General features: G+C 59.4%; 16 protein-coding genes. 8 read left to right on the forward strand and 8 right to left on the reverse strand.

Features of this window, described 5'->3' with window-relative positions:
* Nucleotides 1-2 precede the first annotated feature (2 nt).
* The 3 genes from ACN1C3_RS25090 (at nt 3) to tadA (ending at nt 2,488) form a co-directional block, all read left to right on the forward strand.
* Nucleotides 3-299 carry a PTS glucose transporter subunit IIB gene (locus ACN1C3_RS25090; protein ID WP_419118435.1) on the forward strand — a complete coding sequence of 99 codons (297 nt, stop codon included), beginning with the start codon at nt 3-5 and terminating at the stop codon, nt 297-299.
* A gap of 315 nt (nt 300-614) precedes the next feature.
* A complete protein-coding gene (locus tag ACN1C3_RS25095) occupies nt 615-1,988 on the forward strand; it encodes a multicopper oxidase family protein (protein WP_419118436.1) in 1,374 nt (457 codons plus the stop codon).
* Nucleotides 1,988-2,488, forward strand: coding sequence for a tRNA adenosine(34) deaminase TadA (gene tadA / locus ACN1C3_RS25100; protein WP_419118437.1), 501 nt, complete (start codon nt 1,988-1,990; stop codon nt 2,486-2,488). Before ACN1C3_RS25095 ends, tadA begins: the two co-directional genes overlap by 1 nt.
* Before the next feature lie 143 nt (nt 2,489-2,631).
* On the opposite strand, the gene ACN1C3_RS25105 is transcribed toward tadA, so the two are convergent.
* From ACN1C3_RS25105 to ACN1C3_RS25120, 4 genes are read right to left on the reverse strand one after another with little or no spacing between them, the layout of a single operon-like run.
* On the reverse strand, nt 2,632-4,566 hold the full coding sequence (locus tag ACN1C3_RS25105; protein WP_419118438.1) for a DAHL domain-containing protein: 1,935 nt from the start codon (nt 4,564-4,566) through the stop codon (nt 2,632-2,634).
* The gene (locus ACN1C3_RS25110; protein ID WP_419118439.1) at nt 4,563-5,522 is read right to left on the reverse strand and encodes a cytochrome-c peroxidase; all 960 of its coding nucleotides are present in this window, start codon (nt 5,520-5,522) and stop codon (nt 4,563-4,565) included. The genes ACN1C3_RS25105 and ACN1C3_RS25110 overlap by 4 nt, the downstream gene beginning before the upstream one ends.
* A 60-nt stretch (nt 5,523-5,582) precedes the next feature.
* Nucleotides 5,583-7,457 carry a putative bifunctional diguanylate cyclase/phosphodiesterase gene (locus tag ACN1C3_RS25115; protein WP_419118440.1) on the reverse strand — a complete coding sequence of 625 codons (1,875 nt, stop codon included), beginning with the start codon at nt 7,455-7,457 and terminating at the stop codon, nt 5,583-5,585.
* Nucleotides 7,454-9,760: an EAL domain-containing protein gene (locus ACN1C3_RS25120; RefSeq protein WP_419118441.1), complete on the reverse strand. Its 2,307-nt coding sequence runs from the start codon at nt 9,758-9,760 to the stop codon at nt 7,454-7,456. Before ACN1C3_RS25120 ends, ACN1C3_RS25115 begins: the two co-directional genes overlap by 4 nt.
* A gap of 340 nt (nt 9,761-10,100) precedes the next feature.
* Between ACN1C3_RS25120 and ACN1C3_RS25125 the strand changes: the two genes are divergently transcribed.
* The 3 genes from ACN1C3_RS25125 to ACN1C3_RS25135 are packed head-to-tail and all read left to right on the forward strand — an operon-like array spanning nt 10,101 to nt 11,749.
* The gene (locus tag ACN1C3_RS25125) at nt 10,101-10,532 is read left to right on the forward strand and encodes an NUDIX hydrolase (protein WP_419118442.1); all 432 of its coding nucleotides are present in this window, start codon (nt 10,101-10,103) and stop codon (nt 10,530-10,532) included.
* Between the two features lie 25 nt (nt 10,533-10,557).
* Complete coding sequence (locus tag ACN1C3_RS25130) at nt 10,558-11,196, forward strand: LysE family translocator (RefSeq protein ID WP_419118443.1); 639 nt, start codon at nt 10,558-10,560, stop codon at nt 11,194-11,196.
* A gap of 46 nt (nt 11,197-11,242) precedes the next feature.
* Nucleotides 11,243-11,749, forward strand: coding sequence for an N-acetyltransferase family protein (locus ACN1C3_RS25135; protein WP_419118444.1), 507 nt, complete (start codon nt 11,243-11,245; stop codon nt 11,747-11,749).
* A 145-nt stretch (nt 11,750-11,894) separates the two neighbouring features.
* Here the strand turns inward: ACN1C3_RS25135 and metR are convergent, their stop codons facing one another.
* The gene (metR, locus tag ACN1C3_RS25140) at nt 11,895-12,812 is read right to left on the reverse strand and encodes a transcriptional regulator MetR (protein WP_419118478.1); all 918 of its coding nucleotides are present in this window, start codon (nt 12,810-12,812) and stop codon (nt 11,895-11,897) included.
* 106 nt (nt 12,813-12,918) lie between these two features.
* Between metR and metE the strand changes: the two genes are divergently transcribed.
* The gene (gene metE, locus ACN1C3_RS25145; protein ID WP_419118445.1) at nt 12,919-15,231 is read left to right on the forward strand and encodes a 5-methyltetrahydropteroyltriglutamate--homocysteine S-methyltransferase; all 2,313 of its coding nucleotides are present in this window, start codon (nt 12,919-12,921) and stop codon (nt 15,229-15,231) included.
* Nucleotides 15,232-15,492: 261 nt separating this feature from the next.
* Nucleotides 15,493-16,527, forward strand: coding sequence for an alpha/beta fold hydrolase (locus tag ACN1C3_RS25150; RefSeq protein ID WP_419118446.1), 1,035 nt, complete (start codon nt 15,493-15,495; stop codon nt 16,525-16,527).
* A 133-nt stretch (nt 16,528-16,660) separates the two neighbouring features.
* Here the strand turns inward: ACN1C3_RS25150 and ACN1C3_RS25155 are convergent, their stop codons facing one another.
* From ACN1C3_RS25155 to ACN1C3_RS25165, 3 genes are read right to left on the reverse strand one after another with little or no spacing between them, the layout of a single operon-like run.
* A complete protein-coding gene (locus ACN1C3_RS25155) occupies nt 16,661-18,058 on the reverse strand; it encodes a sigma-54-dependent transcriptional regulator (RefSeq protein WP_419118447.1) in 1,398 nt (465 codons plus the stop codon).
* Nucleotides 18,048-19,820 (reverse strand): ATP-binding protein, encoded by a 1,773-nt coding sequence (locus ACN1C3_RS25160; RefSeq protein ID WP_419118448.1) that lies wholly within the window; start codon nt 19,818-19,820, stop codon nt 18,048-18,050. Before ACN1C3_RS25160 ends, ACN1C3_RS25155 begins: the two co-directional genes overlap by 11 nt.
* Nucleotides 19,820-20,944: a GNAT family N-acetyltransferase gene (locus ACN1C3_RS25165; RefSeq protein ID WP_419118449.1), complete on the reverse strand. Its 1,125-nt coding sequence runs from the start codon at nt 20,942-20,944 to the stop codon at nt 19,820-19,822. Before ACN1C3_RS25165 ends, ACN1C3_RS25160 begins: the two co-directional genes overlap by 1 nt.
* Between the last annotated feature and the right edge of the window lie 11 nt (nt 20,945-20,955).

The raw sequence follows: 20,955 nt of genomic DNA on the forward strand, positions 1-20,955 counted from the left end.
ATATGTTCGAGAAATTGCAGCGGGCGTTCTGGAAAGCCCTGACGCCGGATCTGGTGGTGGATCAGCCCAAAGCGGTTGTTCAGCCGCAAGGTTCTTCAACGTTGGAACCTGAAGTTCTGGCCGCGCTGGGTGGGTTGAATAACCTCAAATCCCAACAGCGAATCGCCCTGACGCGGGTGCGGGTGGAACTGCACGATGAGGCGCAGTTGGACCCGGTGGCGTTGCGTGCGGCCGGTGTGCCGGGAGTGATGACGTTGGCGGGTGGGGTCGTTCATCTGGTAATGGGGTTGGAGGCGTAAGCGGATCCTGTGGCGAGGGAGCTTGCTCCCGCTGGGCTGCGAAGCAGCCCTGAAATCTACCATCGCGGTTTGTCAGACAGACCGCATTCACCGTTTTGCGACCGCTGCGCGGCCGATCGCGGGCAAGCCACGCTCCCACATTTGACCGCATTCCTCTTTAAGGCTGCGATCTACTGTGGGAGCGTGGCTTGCCCGCGAAGGCGTCCTTTCAGGCGACACAAATCTCTCCACCCTTACTGTTTCTCAATTGCAGGTGTATCGTATTCGCCTTTTGCGGGTGTAGGCTCGCGGCTGATACGTGAGGTAGTTGAGTCCATGTCCTTTTCCCGTCGACAAATACTCGGTGGTTTGGCCGGTCTTGTAGTGGTTGGCGTCGGGGCGGGTGGCGCATCGCGCTATTGGCTGGGGAAGATGGCCGACGCTGATGCTGGCCACGATTACGAGCTGATTGCCGCCCCTCTGGACGTTGAACTGGTCGCCGGACACAAAACCGAGGCCTGGGCCTTTGGCCTCTCGGCGCCGGGCACCGAGTTGCGGGTGCGTCAGGGCGAGTGGCTGCGGGTGCGCTTCATCAACCACTTGCCGGTCGCTACCACCATTCACTGGCACGGCATTCGCCTGCCACTGGAGATGGACGGCGTACCCTACGTTTCGCAACTGCCGGTCTTGCCCGGTGAGTATTTCGACTACAAATTCCGCGTGCCGGACGCTGGCAGCTACTGGTATCACCCTCACGTGAATAGCAGCGAAGAGCTGGGCCGCGGGCTGGTCGGGCCGCTGATCATCGAAGAGCGCGAGCCCACCGGTTTCAAGTATGAGCGCACCTTGAGCCTGAAGAGTTGGCACGTCGATGAAGAAGGCGCCTTCGTGCCCTTCAGTATTCCTCGTGAAGCGGCCCGCGGCGGTACGGCCGGGCGACTGTCGACCATCAATGGCGTATCGCAAGCGGTGGTCGACCTCCCGGCCGGGCAGATCACCCGGGTGCGGTTGCTCAACCTCGATAACACGCTGACTTATCGCATCAACATTCCTGACGTTGAAGCGCAGATATACGCGCTGGATGGTAATCCCATCGAGCCGCGGCCGCTGGGCAAGGAATACTGGCTGGGACCTGGCATGCGCATCTGCCTGGCGATCAAAGCGCCGCCGGCCGGCGAAGAGCTTTCCCTGCGCAACGGTCCGGTACGTATCGGCACGTTCCGTTCTGTGGCCAACAACGATGCACCGACCGAGTGGCCACCCGCGCTGCCGGCCAACCCGATCTCCGAACCGGACATTGCCAACGCCGAGAAACTCAACTTCAACTTCGAGTGGGTTGGCTCGGTCTCGGTGAACGTGGACAATAGGCCGCCGAGCCTGTGGCAGATTAATGGCAAGGCCTGGGACATCACCGACAAGACCTGCGCCGACCGCCCGATCGCCACGCTCAAGAAGGGCAAAAGCTACATTTTCGAATTGAAGAACATGACTCAGTATCAGCACCCGGTTCACTTGCATGGCATGAGCTTCAAGGTCATCTCCTCGAACCGCAAGAAGATCACTCCGTACTTCACCGACACCTATCTGCTGGGTAAAAACGAGCGGGCTCGCGTCGCGCTGGTGGCGGATAATCCGGGGGTGTGGATGTTCCACTGCCATGTGATCGACCATATGGAAACCGGCCTGATGGCCGCTATCGAGGTCTCCTGATGCGCCAAATGCGTCAACCGCACATCATCGACCGCAGCCGCGACCAGGATTTCATGCGCGAAGCCCTGGCCCTTGCGGCCCAAGGCGCCGCGTTAGGCGAAGTGCCGGTGGGCGCGGTGCTGGTGCAGGACGGTGAAATCATCGGCCGCGGCTTCAACTGCCCGATCAGCGGCAGCGACCCCAGCGCTCATGCCGAGATGATGGCGATCCGTGCTGCGGCGCAAGCGGCCAGCAACTATCGACTGCCCGGCAGTACGCTGTATGTCACCTTGGAACCGTGCAGCATGTGCGCCGGATTGATCGTGCATTCGCGGATTGCGCGTGTGGTGTACGGGGCGCTGGAGCCCAAGGCCGGGATCGTGCAAAGCCAGGGGCAGTTCTTCAACCAGGGCTTTCTCAACCACCGGGTGTTGTTCGAAGGCGGGGTCCTGGCCGAAGAATGCGGTACGGTGTTGAGCGAGTTTTTCAAGGCGCGCAGGGCCAGCCGGGATCAGGGATGAACGTTCAACCGCCTTCAGGGGGAGTGGTCCATTCAGGCGTTCGCTTTCGATTGCCGAACCAGTAGTTCAACCCGAAACGTTGTCCCCTTCAATACCATTGCGGATGGTAATCGTCCTTGATGACGTTGGCCTTGTACGTGAGCTCATTGGCGACGATGTTCAGGGTTGATTCGAGGCCCTGTTGCAGATTGGCCCGCTGCCACTCCTGGTTGGAATCCACCCGGGAGAGTGCGCTTGGCCTCGTTGCTCGCCGGTTCGACAGGTTGTTCATGCTTGACCTCTGCGTTTATCAAGGGGATCTGCAAGGTGAACAGTGCGCCCTTGCCCGGCCCGTCGCTGTGGGCGGTGAGATGGCCGTTCATCTCAATGGCGGCCAGGGCGCAGCTGTGCAGGCCAAAGCCGTGGCCTTCCTTGCGGGTGGTGAAACCGTGGGCAAAGATCCGCGTCATGTTCTCGGGCGCGATCCCTTCACCTTCGTCCTTGACGCTCACCTGCAGGGTCGCATTGTCGACGACCTTCACTCCCAGGGTCATTTGCCGAGGGCGATCACTGAGGTCGGACATCGCGTATTTCGCATTGCTGATCAGGTTGATCAGAATCAACAGCAGCCGGTGTTTATCACCCATCACCCGCGGCACATCGCTGTAGTCCTTGACCACCTTTACATGGTGCCGGGTCAGGGCGCCGAAGTTCATGCGCAGGGCGTCTTCGAACAGGTCGCTGACGTGCAGCGGTTCCAACAGGCTGGAAGCGCCGGCGTAGGACTGTTGGGTGGCGACGATGTCCTTGATGTGGTCGACGCTTTTGCTCAACAGGGCCAATTCCTCGGTGATGCTTTGTTGCTCGACGGCTATGGCGTCGACCAACTGGTTCAAGTACCCCGGCAACAGCTTGCCTTTTTCATCCCGGGTGATGAATTCGCCAAGGTCGTGCGAATGTTCGTTGATCAATTGCATGGCCTTGCCCAACCCGAGCGCCTTGCTGGTGCGTAGTTTGCGGGTGACCAGGTCGGCGGAGATATTCACGCTGTTGAGCACATTGCCGACGTTATGCAGCACGTTGGTCGCGATCTCGGCCATCCCGGCCTGGCGCGCGGTATCCAGCAGTTCGCTCTGTGTGTCCTTGAGTTCACGGGTACGTTCTTCGACCCGTTGTTCAAGCCCTTCGTTGGACACCTGCAGGTCTTTGTTGACACGGTTGATCACCGCAAAACTGCGCTGTAGCCGAATCGCCAGATACAGCAACAAGATCACCAGCAGGGTCGAAAACACCAACGTATAGAAGTCGTATCTCTGGTCGATGATGTCGTCCTGTTGCTGGTCTGAATTGAGCAGCTTGGTGATGTCGTCCAGGCGCTCAGCCACCGGGATTGCAGCGATTTTCACCAGCAAGGCATTGACCACCGGCTGTTCGCGCAGGATCAGCGCGATGTGGTTGCTGAGAATTTCTATCGGGGCATGAAGTTCGACCGGTAAGCGTTCCTTGTTTACCGCCAGTTTGTTCAGGCCGACCAGGATGTCGGCAGCCTTGTCATTGGAGGAGGCCTGAGCGAACGCCAGGCCGCTGAGCAACAGGTCATACGTATCGGTGGCGATGTTTTGCAGCAACAGTTTGTCATCGTCCGAGAGGTGAGCGAGCTGGCCCTGAATATCGTCCTCGGCGGTCGACAGAAACGCCTCGGAGTTACGCAATACCGCGTTGTGGGATTTGAACTGCTCCACCAGACGGGTCTTTTCCTTGAGCGCATTGAGGTAGGCGTCATGGCTGGCCTGCCATTGCTCCGAGTTGTTGCGGCCATGGTTGGGCACTATTGTCTCGAACCTGCCCCATAGGCTGGTCATTTCGGTCAGCGGCGAAACCAGTGAATCGTAGTTGTGGTTGATGGCGACGCGGGCCTTGAGTACCTCGGTTTCCCACTGCGCATTCAGCTGTTTTATCTGTGCGATCAGATCCCGTGATTCGATAAAGGCTGCGTTTTGATTGGTGCTGGACTTGAGGTACAGGAACAGCAGAATCGAGGCGAGCAGCAGGGTCGCGCCGGTGAGCAGTACCCGGCTGAAACGGCGAGACATTTTCATAAGGGTTTGCCTCCCCATTCTCCAGTCAGGGTTTTGAGGAATTTGATGATCAAGGTCTTGTCCTGGTCAGAAGGGACACGCCCTAGCTGAAATTTGAACATCACATCGACCGCGTCTTCGAGGGTTCTGGCCGAAGCGTCGTGAAAATACGGGGCGGTCACTGCGACATTGCGCAGGCTGGGAACCTTGAACACATTGCGGTCCTCCTCGTCCTTGGTCTCCAGATAACGTCCCAGGTCGGACTCGGTCGGGTTGCCCCGGGCCTGGAAGTAGTCGCCCATTACACCTAACTTCTGGAACATGTTGCCGCCGATGTTCACCCCTTGATGGCAGGCGATGCAGCCGTAATCCTTGAAACGCTGGTAACCGTACTTTTCATCCAGCGTCAGGATGTCGGTATTGCCCAGCAGGTATTGGTCGAAGCGCGAGTTGCTGCTCAGCAGCGTGCGTTCGTAGGTTGCCAGAGCGTTCTGCACATTGGTGGCCGTTACGCCGTCCGGGTAAGCCGTGGCGAAGGCCGAGTGGTAGGTCGGGTCGGCGGAAAGTGTCTGAACCACATACTCCCAACTGCTGGCCATTTCGTTGGGGCTTTGCACGACTGCGTGGGCCTGCGCTTCCAGAGTATCGGCCCGGCCGTTCCAGAACTGTCTGAAGTTCAGGCTGGCGTTCAATACACTGGGGGTATTGATTGCCAGCGGCTTGCCGTCGAAGCCGAGGGAAAACGGCTTGTTATCGGCGCCACCTTTTTCCAGATGATGACAACTGGCACAGGACAGGCTGTTATTGACCGATAAACGTGTTTCGTTGAACAACTGTCGACCCAGCTCGATACGCTGGGGATCCTGGTGCGGGACCGGCGGCAGCGGTTTGAGCGGTTCGTCGAGTGGTGCGGCGTTTGCTGTCAGGCACACTCCAAGTAACAGGACACCGATCAGGTTAGGGCGGTATGGCGACATCTGATGATTCCTTGGCCGGGTGCCTGGGTGTCGTTAAACCTGAAGGAGGCGAGGTGTTGACTATTCGTCCGGCGGCGCTTGCAGGTCTCCTGATGTCAGCAGTCGGGCAAAGGCCTGGGCTTCTACTGGTTTGCTGAAGAAATAGCCCTGACCTTCCTCACAGTGATTGGCCTTGAGGAAGTCCAGTTGCTCAAGGGTTTCCACACCTTCGGCGATGATGTTCAGGTTGAGGCTTTTACCTAGGCTGATGATGGCGCTGACCAATGCTGCATCATTGTTGTCGTTGCTCAGTCCGCGAATGAAGGACTGGTCGATTTTCAACACATCGATGGGAAACCGACGCAGGTAACTCAGACTGGAGTAACCGGTGCCGAAATCATCGATGGCCAGCCGGACCCCCAGCGCCTTGATAGCTAGCAGGGTCGCCACGGTGGCGTCGACGTTTTGCATCAGCACGCTTTCGGTAATCTCAAGTTCGAGTAACGCCGGATCGAGACCGGTTTCTTCCAGTATCTGCACAATGCCCTCGACAAAGCCGCGTTGACGAAAATCGATGGCGGAAACATTCACCGACATGCTGACCGGTGGCAGCCCGGCCGCCTGCCAGGCGCAGGCTTGACGGCAGGCCTCGGCCAATACCCATTTGCTCAGCGGGACAATCAGGCCACTGTCTTCGGCAACGGAAATGAAGTCCGACGGGTAGACCCAGCCGTGTCCTGGTTTTAACCAGCGAACCAGCGCCTCGGCACCGACTACCTTGCCGGACTTGAGGTCGAGTTTGGGCTGGTAGTGCAGGACAAATTCGTTGCGCTCAAGGGCGAGGCGGATGCCGGACTCGATACTTTGTTGTTCGCGGGCGCGTTGATTCATGTCGTCGATGAAAAAGCCGAAATCGTTCGGTGCGCTGTCTTTGACGTTGCGCATGGCGGTTTCGGCTTTCTTGATCAGCGCCAGGGCATCGAAGCCATCGTCGGGATAAATACTGATGCCCAGACTGGCGGTCACGCTAAGGTCATGACCGGCAATGTGCTGGGGGGCACTCACGGCGCTCAAGAGTTTTTCGGCAATGCCCTTGGTCTGCTGGGGGTGATGAACGTCGGCGAGGATCACCACGAACTCGTCGGAACCGTAGCGAAACACCGAATCGGACGCACGCACGGTCGCCACCAGGCTCTGGCCAACCCGTTTGAGCATTTCATCGCCTGTCGGATGCCCCAGTGCATTGTTGATCCGCTTGAAACGATCCAGACCCAGAAACATTACCGCGAGTTGTTTGTTATGGCGTCTGGAGAGCGCCAGGGACTGAGTCAGTCGGTCACCGAGCAGGGTGCTGTTGGGCAGTTCGGTGAGCACGTCGTACTGCAGCAGATGAGAGACTTTGAGCAGCTCATGGACGCGCTCCTCGATGGTTCGCTCCAGGCTGAGCATTTTTAGCGCCGCATCCTGAGCCATCTGCCATTTCCAGGTCAGCGCACTGGCCATCTGGCGAATTTCCAGGCTGTCGAAGGGCTTTTTCAGCACCAGCAGCTGGTCGCCAAACTCCAGGCGCTCGGCCATTGCTTCCCAGGAATAGTCGGAATGCGCCGTGCACAGCGCGATTTGCAGATGAGGGTCGACTTCCCATAGACGCTCGATGGTTTCCAGCCCGTTCCAGCCCGGCGGCATGCGCATATCGGTGAACGCCATAGCGTAGGGCCGGCCTTCGGCCTGGGCGCGCTCGACCAGCATCACAGCTTCCTGGCCCTGATAGGCCGAATCGAGGTCGAAGGACGGTCGTACAGGCTGCGAGATGCCAAATAGCGCCTCTTCGGAACTGGCCAGAGGCGACTCACTCGCAGGTTCGGGGCCCAGGATTTTGCGAAAGTCCTGATGGATCGAAGGCGTGTCGTCAATGATCAGGATGCGTCGGTTGGTAACCGCCAAAGAGGGTTTCATTGTGGGGCCTCCGGTGGACGCGGCAACATCTGGACCGCAGGGTTCGCGGCATCGGCAAGGGGCGCCGGTACGATGCTGCCGGCCATCAGCAGCTCAGCTGCCTGTTGGCTGCTGACTGCTTTGCTGAAGTAGAAACCCTGGGCATTCATTGGCGAGCCAGTGGACATCAGTGAGGTCCGCTGCTCCTGGGTTTCCACGCCTTCAGCAATGATGCCGATTCCGACATCGCGGGCGAAATTGATGATGGCGCGCAGCGTTGTGGCGCTGGCCGGGTCCCGGGAGGCAGTGTCGATAAAGGCCTGAGCGATTTTCAGATGGTTGACCTGGTAGGTCTTGAGGTAATCGAACGACGAGTATTCGGTGCCGAAATCGTCGATGGCGATCTTTACCCCGAGTTCGCGCAAGCGCGGCAGTACATCGTTGTGGGTCCATTTGGTCTGGGCCAGGGTCGCTTCGGTGACGTCGAAGCGCAGATCCCACGGGCACAGGTCCCAGCGGGTGGTGGTTCGCAGGACGTCATAGATCAAGTCCGGGCCGCTCTTGAGCTGGGCCAGGGAGAGCTTGATCGCAATCAGCGGTGGTGCCACGCCCTGGTCGCGCCATTGGCACATTTGCTGGCAGGCCTGATCCAGCACCCAATGCCCGAGCGGGATGATGGCCCCGGTTTTTTCTGCGGCAGGGACGAACACATCGGCCTCCAGCAGCCCGCGCTCGGGGTGGTTCCAGCGTACCTGGGCTTCCATGCCGAGAATTTTTCCCGAACCCAGATCGACCTCAGGCAAATAGTGCAGTTCGAGCTCGCCCTGTTCGATGGCCTGTTTCAAATCGTTGGTCAGGGTCACACGGTCGACCACCTCCTGATTGATCTCTTCAGAGTGGAAGTAATATTGGTTGCGACCCTTTTCCTTGGAGCGGTACAGCGCCATATCGGCCTGAATCAGCAGGCTGTCGGCGGTGAGGGTGTCTAGCGTGTAGATGCTAATACCGATGCTGACCGACACCCGTACGTCGTTGCCACCAAGCGAGTAGGGCAGGACCAATGCATCACGGACCTTCGCGGCCAGGGCTGCGCAGTGGGTCGGGTCGCCCATGTCCAGCTGCAATATCACAAACTCGTCGCCGCCCAGTCGCGCCACCACATCGTTCTCACGCACGCAGGCTTTGATACGCCGGGAGACTTCTTGCAGCAACAAATCACCTACGGGGTGGCCGTGGATGTCGTTGATCCGTTTGAAGTGATCCAGGTCCAGATAGAGCATTGCAAAGGCTGCGGCGCCGCGTCGAGCTGCGGCAAACGCCTGGTGCAGGCGTTCAATCAGGGTGGCACGGTTGACCAGGCCGGTCAGCCCGTCTGTGCGTGCGAGCAGGAAAATCTTCTCCTCGGCCGCCTTGCGCTCAGTGATGTCGATGATGACCCCTTCGACTTCCAGCAACCGGCCTTCGCTATCACGTACCGGGATGTAGCGGTTTTCGACCCAGCGCCAGGTACCGTCGCCGGTGCGCAGGCGGAACTCGATGGAGGCACCCGCAGCGTGTCGGTCCAGGACCCGGGCCATGGCGTCGTCGACTTTCTCCTGATCATCGGCGTGAATCAGTTCCTTGGCCCAGTTAGCCGAAGCCACCAGTTTGGCCGCTATGTGACCGAATTTGGTGATGTTGTGGGAAATGTACATCAGCGGGAACGAAGGCTCACCGCGCAGGCGATAAAGAATGGTCGGGCTGTTTTGCACAATGATATTGGCGTCGGACAGCTCCCGGGTGCGCTCCTCGACCGCCTGTTCCAGCAGACTCATTTTCAGCTCTGCGTCTTCGGTCATTTGCCATTTGACCGTCAGCGCACTGGCCATCTGGCGAATTTCGATGGCATCGAAGGGTTTTTTCAGGATCAGCAGCCGGTCACCCAGATTGAGACGCTCGGCGATGTCTTCCCAGGAGTAGTCGGAATACGCGGTACAGAGCGCGACTTGCAGCTTGGGGTCGACCTGCCAGAGCCGCTCGATGGTTTCCAGGCCATCCCAGCCGGGCGGCATGCGCATATCAATAAAAGCCATGGCATACGGCAGATCTTTGGCCAGCGCCGATTCCACCTTGCTCAGGGCTTCGAGGCCCTGAAAGGCCGAGTCGAGTACAAAGCTCAGCAGGGATGCAGCCACCGGGGAGCCGAACAGGGCCTCTTCGGTGCTACTCAGTGCATCCTCATTGAGGGCTTGTGGGCTGAGGATTTTGGCAAAGTCCTGATGAATCGAGGCGGAGTCATCGACGATCAGGATGCGTCGGTTTGCCCGCTCGTGGGACGGATTCATTGGTGCACACCAAGGAAAACACCCGTCATGCGCGTTGAGTCCATATGGCATCCCTTCCTGATCGTCTGGTTCTGCGGGTATAAAGATTGGATCCGAGCTCCTAGATCATAGTTCGACTCTTTTGAACTCGCCGGACGAATGACGTCAAATCGCCGTTGAAAGAGGGGAAATCGTCTAGCCTGTAGTTCAATCTCAGGGAATATCGGACGTTTCCAGGAAGTGGAGGCTGCTTTGGCGTGAGAGTGTTTGACGCTCACAGGGGATTTGCATCGGGCTCAATTGCACCGATACCAAGCCCATGTGATCCTTGCGCCTTTGTGCTCAAGGCCACTTTTCATCCATGACTCTTTCATCGTCCGCACCCATTCCCTCCATCATCCGCATCGCCGCCGGGCTGTTGATCGGCCCGGACGGTCGGACTTTGCTGGTCCGCAAGAGGGGCACTCAGGCTTTCATGCAGCCAGGCGGCAAGATTGAACGCCAGGAGCAGCCGGTGAATGCCCTGGCTCGTGAGCTGGAAGAAGAGCTCGGTTTGCGTATTGACCCCACTCAAGCAACCTACCTTGGAAAGTTCTCGGCCTCGGCCGCCAACGAGCCGGGTTTTATAGTGGAGGCCGAGTTGTTCCAGCTGAATATCGCCTCTCATGTAGCTCCGGCCGCGGAGATCGAAGAAGTGGTCTGGATTGATCCGGCCACCGATGGCGGCCTGGTGTTGGCGCCATTGACACGGGACCTGATTTTGCCGTTTTATCGAACATCACAATCGACCTGATCTTCAGAGGACAAAGGACTGCCCCATGATTCCCACTCAAGACTTATTCGTGTTCGCCGCCGCAGCGCTGCTCATGGTGCTCACACCCGGGCCGAACATGATCTACCTGATTTCCCGTTCGATCTGCCAGGGCCGCAAGGCCGGAGTCACCTCATTGCTGGGGGTGGTGGCGGGTTTCTTCGTGCATCTGTTCGCCGCCGCCGCGGGTTTGACGGCGGTATTCCTCGCTGTGCCGATAGCTTATGAAGTGCTGAAATGGGCCGGCGCGCTGTACTTGCTGTGGCTGGCCTGGCAGGCGCTAAAACCTGGGGCCCGCTCGCCGTTCGAGGCCCAGCAATTGCCGCCGGACTCGTCGAAGAAACTGATCCTGATGGGTTTTCTCACCAGTGCCTTGAACCCGAAAATCGCGGTGTTCTACCTGTCGGTGTTTCCGCAGTTCATCAACCCTGAGCACGGTTCGGTGTTCACCCAGAGTATCGTCCTCGGTGTGACCCAGATCAGCGTGAGCTTTTCGGTCAATCTGCTGATCGCGCTATTCGCCTCCGGGATTGCGGCGTGGTTCGTCCACAACCCATTGTGGCTGGCGGTGCAACGCTACTTTATGGGGTTTGTGCTGGCCGCGCTCGCGGTGCGTTTGATGCTCGAACAGCGTCGAACTGCTTGATCGGGGGAACACATGCGCCATCCTTCATCGCTGATTTGAAGAAGCTATGACCATTCAACGTCTCAGCCCACAACACGCCATGCGGTATCGGGCGTTGATGCTCGAAGCCTACGGTCTGCATCCCGAGGCGTTCACCTCGAGTGTCGCCGAACGTGCGGCGATGCCATTGGCCTGGTGGGAGTCACGCCTGACCAGTGATCTGGATCGGGTGCTCGGTGCATTTGAGGGTGACAACCTGGTGGGGATCGTCGGTCTGGCCTTCGAACCACGGGAAAAAGCCCGGCACAAGGCCACACTGTTCGGTATGTATGTGTCGGCCGGGTTTCGCCATGGCGGGTTGGGTTATCAACTGGTTCAAGCCGCACTCGCCGAGGCGCGGGTGCATCAAGGGTTAAAGTTGATTCAACTGACCGTCACCGCCGGCAACAACGCGGCGTTTGCCCTGTATCAACGCTGCGGTTTCGTACAATTCGGGCTTGAGCCGCTGGCGGTGAGGGTGGGCGAGGAGTACCTCGACAAGATTCATATGTGGCGGGAGTTGGGGGCGGAGTAAATATCCCAATAGCGGTACAAATCCTGTGGGAGCCGGGCTTGCCCGCGAAGCAGACGCTGCGGTTTGCCTGATGTACCGCGTTATCGTTCATCGCGGGCAAGCCCGGCTCCCACAAGGACCGCGCAGATCTTGAGGGCGTGGGCTTTTAGCGCACCGCACTCACTCCATCCAGGGTCGAGAACGAGGTGTCTTTGGCGGTCAGCAAGAAGTCGCGCATGTACGGCGCGTCCAGCATATCGGCGCGAATCCCGGCGTACAGCGTCGCAAACAAACCTTTCTCGCCTAGCCGCTTGGCCTTCACGTAACCCCGTGAGCTGTATTCATGCAGCGCCCAGTGGGGCATGCCGCACACGCCACGGCCGCTGGCCACCAGTTGCATCATCATCACCGTCAGCTCCGAGGTGCGGACCTGCGCCGGTTCGATGTCGGCTGGTTCCAGGAAGCGGGTGAAGATGTCCAGTCGATCCCGTTCCACCGGGTAGGTGATCAGGGTTTCACTGAGCAAATCTTCCGGCACGATGTACGGCTTGCTCGCCAATCGATGCTGATTGGCCACCGCGAGCATCGCTTCGTAGGTGAATAGCGGCACATACGTAATACCCGCCAACTCCAGCGGGTCGGACGTCACCACCAAATCCAGATCGCCACGTGCCAGGGCGGGCAGGGGCGCGAAGGAGAACCCCGAGGCCAGGTCCAGCTCAACCTCTGGCCAGGCATCGCGGAACTGGTCGATGGTCGGCATCAGCCATTGGAAGCAACTGTGGCATTCGATGGCCATGTGCAAACGCCCAGCGGTGCCGCCAGCCAACCGGGCGATATCCCGTTCGGCGCCGCGCAGCAGCGGCAGAGTAGCATCGGCCAGTTGCAGCAGACGCAGCCCGGCGCTGGTGAAACGCACCGGTTTGGTCTTGCGCACGAACAGTTGCATGCCCATGCGTTCCTCCAGCTCCTTGAACTGGTGGGACAACGCGGACTGGGTCAGGTGCAAGCGCTCGGCGGCTTCCACCAGGCTGTCTGCTTCGCGCAAGGCGTGCAGGGTCTTCAGGTGACGGATTTCCAGCACCGGGGCCTCCATGAGAAAAACTTGTGATCAACACGAAAAGGTTGAGTTTGTCTCATGTTGCTGTGGCTGTCGACAATAGCACCATCTTTTATGGAGGAATGTCGTCATGGCCCTGGCCCACAATCTTGGTTTTCCGCGCATTGGCGCTGACCGCGAACTGAAAAAAGCCCTCGAATCTTATTGGAAGGGCGACCTCGAACAGAGCGCGTTACAAAGCGTTGGCCGTGAACTGCGCGCCAGACACTGGCAACTGCAGAAAGACGCGGGTATCGACCTGCTGCCAGTCGGTGACTTCGCCTGGTACGACCAGGTATTGAGCCACTCGCTGACCTTCGGAGTGATCCCCGAGCGTTTCGACAGTGTCAAGGATGCCCGTGGCCTGCCGACCCTCGACACCCTGTTCGCCATGGCCCGCGGCGCCAGCGCGTCGTGCTGCGGCGGCGAACATGCCCAGGCGCAATACGCTCAGGAACTGACCAAGTGGTTCGATACCAACTACCACTACCTGGTCCCGGAATTCAGCGCGGACCAAGCATTCAAACTGAGCTGGGAGCAGCTTGTCGAGGAAGTCGACGAAGCGCTGGCGCTGGGTCACAAGGTCAAACCGGTGATCATCGGCCCGTTAACCTACTTGTGGCTGGGCAAGGCCAAAGGCGGCGACTTCGACAAGCTCGACCTGCTGGAGCGCTTGCTGCCGATTTACGGCGAAATCCTCGGTCGTCTGGCGGCCCAAGGTGTGGAATGGGTGCAGATCGACGAGCCGATCCTTACTCTGGACCTGCCACAGGAATGGAAAAACGCCTTCGAGCGCGCCTATCACATCCTGCAATATTCGCCGTTGAAAAAACTCGTGGCGACCTACTTTAGCGGTCTGGAAGACAACCTCGGGCTGGCCGTCGGTCTGCCGGTGGATGGCCTGCACATTGACGCGGTGCGCGCTCCAGACCAACTGGCGGCGGTACTCGATCGCCTGCCGACTTACAAAGTGCTCTCGGTGGGTCTGGTCAACGGCCGCAACGTCTGGCGCTGTGAGCTGGAACAGGCGCTGGAACAACTGAAAACCGCGCAAGAGCGATTCGGTGACAACCTCTGGGTGGCCGGTTCCTGTTCGCTGCTGCACAGCCCGGTGGATCTGAGCCGCGAAGACACACTCGATACCGAGCTGAAAAGCTGGCTGGCATTCGCCGTGCAAAAGTGTGGCGAAATTGCCGTACTGCGCGATGCCTTGAATGATCCGCAAGCCCCGGCTGTGCAAGCCGCGCTGGCTGAGAACCGTGCCGTACAGGCCAGCCGTGCTGCGTCGCCGCGCATTCACAAAGCTGAGGTCCAGGCCCGTATCGCCGCCATCAGCGCTGCCGATAGCCAGCGTCAATCGCCGTTCGCCCAGCGCATCGAGGTGCAGCGCGCTCGCCTGAAACTGCCGGCATTTCCGACTACCACCATCGGTTCGTTCCCGCAGACCGCGTCGATTCGTCTGGCGCGTCAGGCCTTCAAGCAGGGCAAGCTGTCGGCCAACGACTACACCGACGCCATGCACAGCGAGATCCGCCACGCCGTACACGTCCAGGAGCGCCTGGGGCTGGACGTGCTGGTCCACGGTGAAGCCGAGCGCAACGACATGGTCGAATACTTCGCCGAGCAACTCGACGGCTACCTGTTCACGCGCTTTGGCTGGGTGCAGAGCTACGGTTCGCGCTGCGTGAAACCGGCAATCATCTTCGGCGACCTGAGCCGCCCGAACGCCATGACCGTGGACTGGATTCAATACGCCCAGAGCCTGACCGACAAGGTCATGAAAGGCATGCTGACGGGGCCGGTCACCATGCTGATGTGGTCCTTCGCGCGTGAAGATGTGTCGCGCAAAGTTCAAGCGCAGCAGCTGGCGCTGGCCCTGCGTGATGAGGTCGTGGACCTGGAAAAGGCCGGGATCAAAATCGTCCAGATCGACGAAGCCGCCTTCCGTGAAGGCTTGCCGCTACGCCGTGCGCAATGGCAGCAATACCTGGATTGGGCGGTGGAAGCCTTCCGCCTCACGGCATCGGGCGTTTCTGACGAAACCCAGATCCACACCCACATGTGCTACAGCGAATTCAACGACGTGATCACGTCCATCGCGGCCATGGACGCCGACGTGATCACCATCGAGACTTCGCGCTCGGACATGGAACTGCTGGAAGCGTTTGAGGCCTTCGACTACCCGAACGATATCGGCCCGGGCGTCTACGACATCCATTCGCCGCGGGTGCCGGACACCGCCGAGATGGTCAAGTTGATGAGCAAAGCCGTCAAACGCATCCCGGCCGAACGGTTGTGGGTCAACCCCGACTGCGGCCTGAAAACCCGGGCCTGGCCGGAAACCGAAGTGGCCCTGGTGAACATGGTTGCGGCGGCGCGGCAGTTGCGCAACCAGTTGGCTTAGCGCTCTATATCGCCAGTTCGGACGCCATCGCGAGCAAACGAACGTCGCCCGGCCCTTCCCACATTAGATCTGTGTTAGCCGAAAATTCGGCGGCTGAACTGGTCAAGTGTGGGAGCGGGCTTGCTCGCGATGAACGATAACGCGGTCGCTAAAACGACCACTCGGCAATCTTCATCAAACTGTCACGCAACTGTGGCAGCGCGCTTGATCAAAGTTCATCAGACTCGCGCTCTACTGGAGTTCTGCGTTTCGGTGTTTTTCATGCGTGCATTGTTTTCTCAAGCGACACTTTTTCTGGTCGCGCTGCTATTCGGCCTACCGTCTTTTGCGGCGTCGCGTTGCGACGTCAACGTACCGACCCAACGGGTTGAACTGAATCAGGTCAGCCTGGCCTATCAGAGCATTGGCCGTGCCTCGGATCCGGCCTTGCTGCTGGTGATGGGCCTGGGCGGGCAGTTGATTCATTGGCCGGACGAGGTGGTGGCCGCGCTGTGTCAGCAGGGCTTTCGGGTGATTCGCTATGACAACCGCGATGTCGGACTTTCCACCTGGCGCCAAGCGCCCGCCAGCGCCAACCTGACCTTTGAGGTGTTGCGCTACAAACTCGGTTTGCCGGTGGCGGCACCGTACACCCTCACCGATATGGCGGACGATGCGCTGGGCCTGATGGATGCCTTGCATGTGGAGCAGTTCCACGTTCTGGGTGCGAGCATGGGCGGGATGATTGCCCAGCACATGGCGGCCATGGCGCCGCAACGGGTGGAAAGCCTGACCCTGATCATGACCAGCTCCGGCGCCGAAGGCTTGCCGGCGCCAAACGCGGCGTTGGTGCAATTGCTCTCACGGCGCAGTGCACCGAGCCGCGAAGTGGCGCTCGAGCAACAGGCGGATTTGCTGGCAGCCTTGGGCAGTCCGCAGGTGGTGGATGATCGGCAGGCGTTGCTGCATCAGGCGGCGGTTTCTTATGACCGCGCCTTCAATCCTGAAGGCGTGAAGCGCCAGATCATGGCGATTCTCGCTGAACCGAGCCGGGTGGCGTTGCTCAATCAATTGCGGGTGCCGACGTTAGTGGTGCACGGCACCGCCGACCCGTTGCTGCCGGTGATGCACGGTGTGCACTTGGCGGCGCACATCCAGGGCAGTCAGTTAAAGCTGATTCCAGGGTTGGCTCATCGGTTTCAGGAGGCATTCAAGGCGCCGTTGCTGGCGGCGGTACTGCCGTATTTGCAGAGCCATCGCGAAGATACGTCGCATTGGGCGCAGATTGATCCGGTGCTGGCGCCGAATTTGCTTTAGAACTGGTGCAGATCGTTCCCACGCTGCGTGGGAACGCCTCAATGGACGCTCTGCGTCCGCTCTTGAATGTGACGCAGAGCGTCACGGGCTGCATTCCTTTGCTGCGCGTGGGAACGATCAATATCTCAGGAATTCACCGCACAATCTTGTCCACATGAATCCCGAGCTTTTTCAGCCGATACCAGAAGCTGCGCTCGGAGATGCCGATAAGCTGCGCAGCAGCGGCCTGGACGCCGTTGCTTTGTTGCAGGGCGGCGAGGATGTAAGTCTTCTCGACTTCGGCCAGCGCTGCGTCGAGGTCCGTTGGCACGCCGGAACCTTCGCGGATAATCGCACTGGCGCTGCTGTCAGTGGGTTGTGAGGCGAACAAATAGGCCGGCAGGTCGCTGTCTTCGATGATGCTGCCGGTGGCAACGATGGTCGCGCGCTCCACGCAGTTTTGCAGTTCGCGGATGTTCCCCGGCCAGGTGTAATGGGTCATGGCCTGCAAGGCCTGCGGGCTGAAGCCGGTGATACGCTTGCCGGCGGTGGCACCCAGGGTGTGGGCGAAATGCCGGGCCAGCGGCGCGATGTCCTCGACCCGATTGCGCAGGGCAGGCAGGGGAATCGGGAACACGTTCAGTCGGTAGTAGAGGTCTTCGCGAAACTCTTTGTTGGCCACCGCCTCCAGCAAGTTCTTGTTGGTGGCGGCGATGACCCGCACATCGACCTTGCGCTCACGCGGGTCGCCCACGGGTTCGATCACGCGTTCCTGCAAGGCCCGCAGAATCTTCGCCTGTAAGGCCAGTGGCATGTCGCCGACCTCGTCAAGAAACAGCGTGCCCTTGTCGGCCTGCATGAAGCGCCCGACGCGATCGGCGACAGCGCCGGTAAACGCGCCTTTGCGATGGCCGAACATTTCGCTTTCCAACAGGCCTTCGGGGATCGCCGCGCAGTTGACCGCAACAAAGGGTCTGTCAGCGCGGTTGCCGTGTTTATGGATGGCCCGGGCGACCATTTCCTTGCCGGTGCCGCTTTCGCCGGTCAGCAGGATGGTGGCGTTGCTTTCGCGGACCGAATCGACCGCTTGCAGCACCCGGCGAAAGGTCGGGCTGTCGCCCACCAGACTGTCGATTTGTTGGTGTTCGTCGAGTTCGGCGCGCATGCGCTGGTTGTCTTTGAGAATGTCGCGAAACTGCAAAGCCTTGCTGACGGTGATGTCCAGTTCGTCGATGTCGAACGGCTTGGCGATGTAGTCGAAGGCGCCATTGCGCATGGACTGCACAGCGTTTTTCACCGTGCTGTAAGCGGTCATGACGATCACCGGCAGTTGCGGAAAACGTAATTTGATTTCCGCCAGCAACTGCGGTCCGTCCATGCCGGGCATGCGCCAATCGCTGATCACCAGGTCGATATCTTCCTGCTCGAGAACGGTCAGCGCGTGCAGGCCGTTACCGGCAGTGAACACTTGAATGCCGTTCTGGCTCAGGGCTGAAGACAACAGGTCACAGAGCTTGGGCTCGTCGTCGACCACCAGAATGTTATGCGTCATCGTTGTCCTCACCGCTGTCTTCACCGTTGGCCGGAATGTACAGGCTGAAGGTGGCGCCGGCATCTTTTTCACTGACACATTCGACATGTCCATCATGGTTTTCCATGATCGAGAAAACTTTCGCCAGACCCAGCCCGGTACCGGTCGCCTTGGTGGTGACGAACGGGGTGAAAATACGCTCGAGCATGTCCGGTTCGATGCCTTGGCCGGTATCCGACACACTGATGATCGTCTCTTCCTGGTCTTTGCCAATACCCAGGGTCAAACGACCCCCTTCGGGCATGGCGTCGATGGCGTTGAGAATCAGGTTCAGACAGGCCTGTTTGAGTTGCCGCGCATCGGCGTGGACAGTCGCGCCCGGCGCCTGATCGTCGATCCGCGCATCAATGTTGTGGGTCGCAAGCTCAGGAGCACAAAAGCCAATAAGCTCTTCGACCAATGGCCGCGCCGGCTGAGTCGAGCGCATGGGTGCGCTGGGTTTGGCGAAGTCGAGAAACTCGGTGATCAGGTCGTTGATTCGGCTGACTTCGCTGACCACGTATTCCAGATGGCGTTTGTCGTTTTCCGGAAGGTCGGCGCGTCGGTGCAGCAGTTGGGTGGCGGTTTTGATGATGCCCAGCGGGTTACGGATTTCATGGGCCAACCCCATGGCCACCTCGCCCAGCGCATGCAGGCGATCGCGGCGGCGCAGCTGCGCTTCCAGATTTTGCAGCTCGCCCAGGCGTGCGGTCATGTGGTTGAAGGTGCTGCTCAGTTCGGCCAGTTCGTCGCCGCCCGTCACTACCACCCGTTGCTGATAATCGCCGGCGATCACTGCTCGCACCCCTTTGGAAAGATCGCGCAAGGGTCGGGTCAGGCGTTGCGAGACCAGCCAGCCGACGCACAGTGATGCTGCCGAACTGAGCAGGAAGATCAGGATGAACAGGTCACTCTGGTTCACCAGCCCGACGAGGCTGCTGTGGCGCAGCAAACCGCTGAAGATCACCCCCTGAAGATCACCGCCATCGTTGAAGATCGGCCGATAGAGCCCGCTGTAACGATTGGTGAATTGTTCACTGGGTTGCTTGGTGGTGCGCAGGATTTCCTCGACGTTGTGTGGCACCTGCGCCGGGTGATCCTCGAAGCGCTGGGAGGCAAAGACCTCGGAAAACTCACCCGCCTTCGACAGGTACAAACGCAGGTCGAGGGAATGCACTTCGGCGACGCTGGTGAGAAAGCTGCTGTCCAGGTACGTGACGATCAGCAACTGGTAGTCGACACCGGCCTGGGTGGTCTCAAAGGTCGAGACCACGGCGCCGGTCGTTACGCCACCGACCTGGAGGGTCTGCAGCACGGCATTGGGTGCGGTGCTGATTTGCCCGACGATGTCATCAGAGACGGTGCTGAACACCACTTTGTGGTCGCTGGCACGGATTAACGCCACCACGTCGATGCCCATTGAGTCGGCGATGTCGACGGTCATTTTGCCGTGTTTGGCCGCGGACCGATCCGTCGGCGGGCGGGTATAGCGCAAGAACAGCTGCGCGACCCGTGCGTTTTCGCGCTGAATCTCGCTGATCTCGTCTTCTACGATCTTGGTCGACTCCTGCAACCAGATTCGCACGTTGCTATCGAAAATTTGCGACAGGGTAGCGGCCGCCAGCTCGGCGGCAATCATGGTCGGGATCACGCTGACCAGCCAGAACGCCAGCACCAGCTTGCGCTGTAGACTCCAATGCGAGATGGCAAACGGACGCGGGGGACGGTGGTCTTTTGTGGTCATCAGGTTTCGCTTATCGCAGCAGCCATGGCAGGGTCGGATCGATCCGGTCGGACAAACAGTTTCACCAGTTTCAGCAGCGTGTTAATTAGCCAGTTGCGATGGCGGAAGAACAGCGTGTTGCCCTGAAACTCACAGCCGAGCCGCAGCTTACTGGCATAGCCAGCCTGGCCACACTCGTACAGCGCAATATTGTGTTGAATACAGTAGTCGACATTGGCCAGCCAACTACGCAAATACAGGTTGTACTCACGACTGGATTCGATGTCGTGGGCGAAAAACTTGTCGATCAGGCGTTGTTGGTCAATCAGTATCAGGTTAAACGCCACCAACTGCTCGTCGACCCAATACAGCACGCAGACTGCGCGATCTTCGAGGTGTTTGAGGATGCCGGTGAAGTAGCTTGCTGGTAGTCGTTCGAACTGCAGATCGCTGCGCGACAACGTCGCTTCGTATAACCGCATTATGCTCGGCAGAACGTCGTCGATGGAACGCCGCCACTCGATCCGTGGCGCGGGGGCGCGAAGCTTGCGCCGCAGGTCCTTGCGGGTAGATTTTCCAAGAGAGCCCAGGTACGCATCGATCGAGCCGAACGGCACCGGCAGCACCGCTGTCGGTAGGCTTGGCATCGCTTGAAAACCTGCACCAAGGCAGCTGGCGGCCCATTGCTCATCATTACTGGGTGCATCTTTGACGGCCAGCAGACCGATACCGAAACTGTCGGCATCGCAGCGGGCCGCGCTCAGTAACTGCTCCAGCAACGCTTGGCGTCGATGCGCAGCAACATGGCTGGCGGTCCCTGCATTGCACTGCTCGGCCACCGGCGAGCCGATGGCATAGAGGCGCAACTGCAGGATACCCGGCCACAGTTGTTCCAGGCGTTGGGTAAAACGCTTACCCACGCCTTGAACCGTAGTGTCGAGTCGATACCGGGTCATGAACGCTGGCGCCACGGCCAGTAGCGTCGAGTCCTCGTACAGGGCCAGATAGCGCCACTGAAAGTCCTCGATACCGGCATTTTCCACGGCGACGTAATAGTCCCAACCCTCCAGAGCATCTGGAAAACAATCATTCCAGGCACTGCGCTCGATGGCCTGAATGGTCGAAAAGGCTTGGGTGGTGATCACGGCTTTTCCTT

Origin of the sequence: Pseudomonas sp. H11T01 (assembly GCF_048515765.1) — a bacterium.
GTDB lineage: Bacteria > Pseudomonadota > Gammaproteobacteria > Pseudomonadales > Pseudomonadaceae > Aquipseudomonas.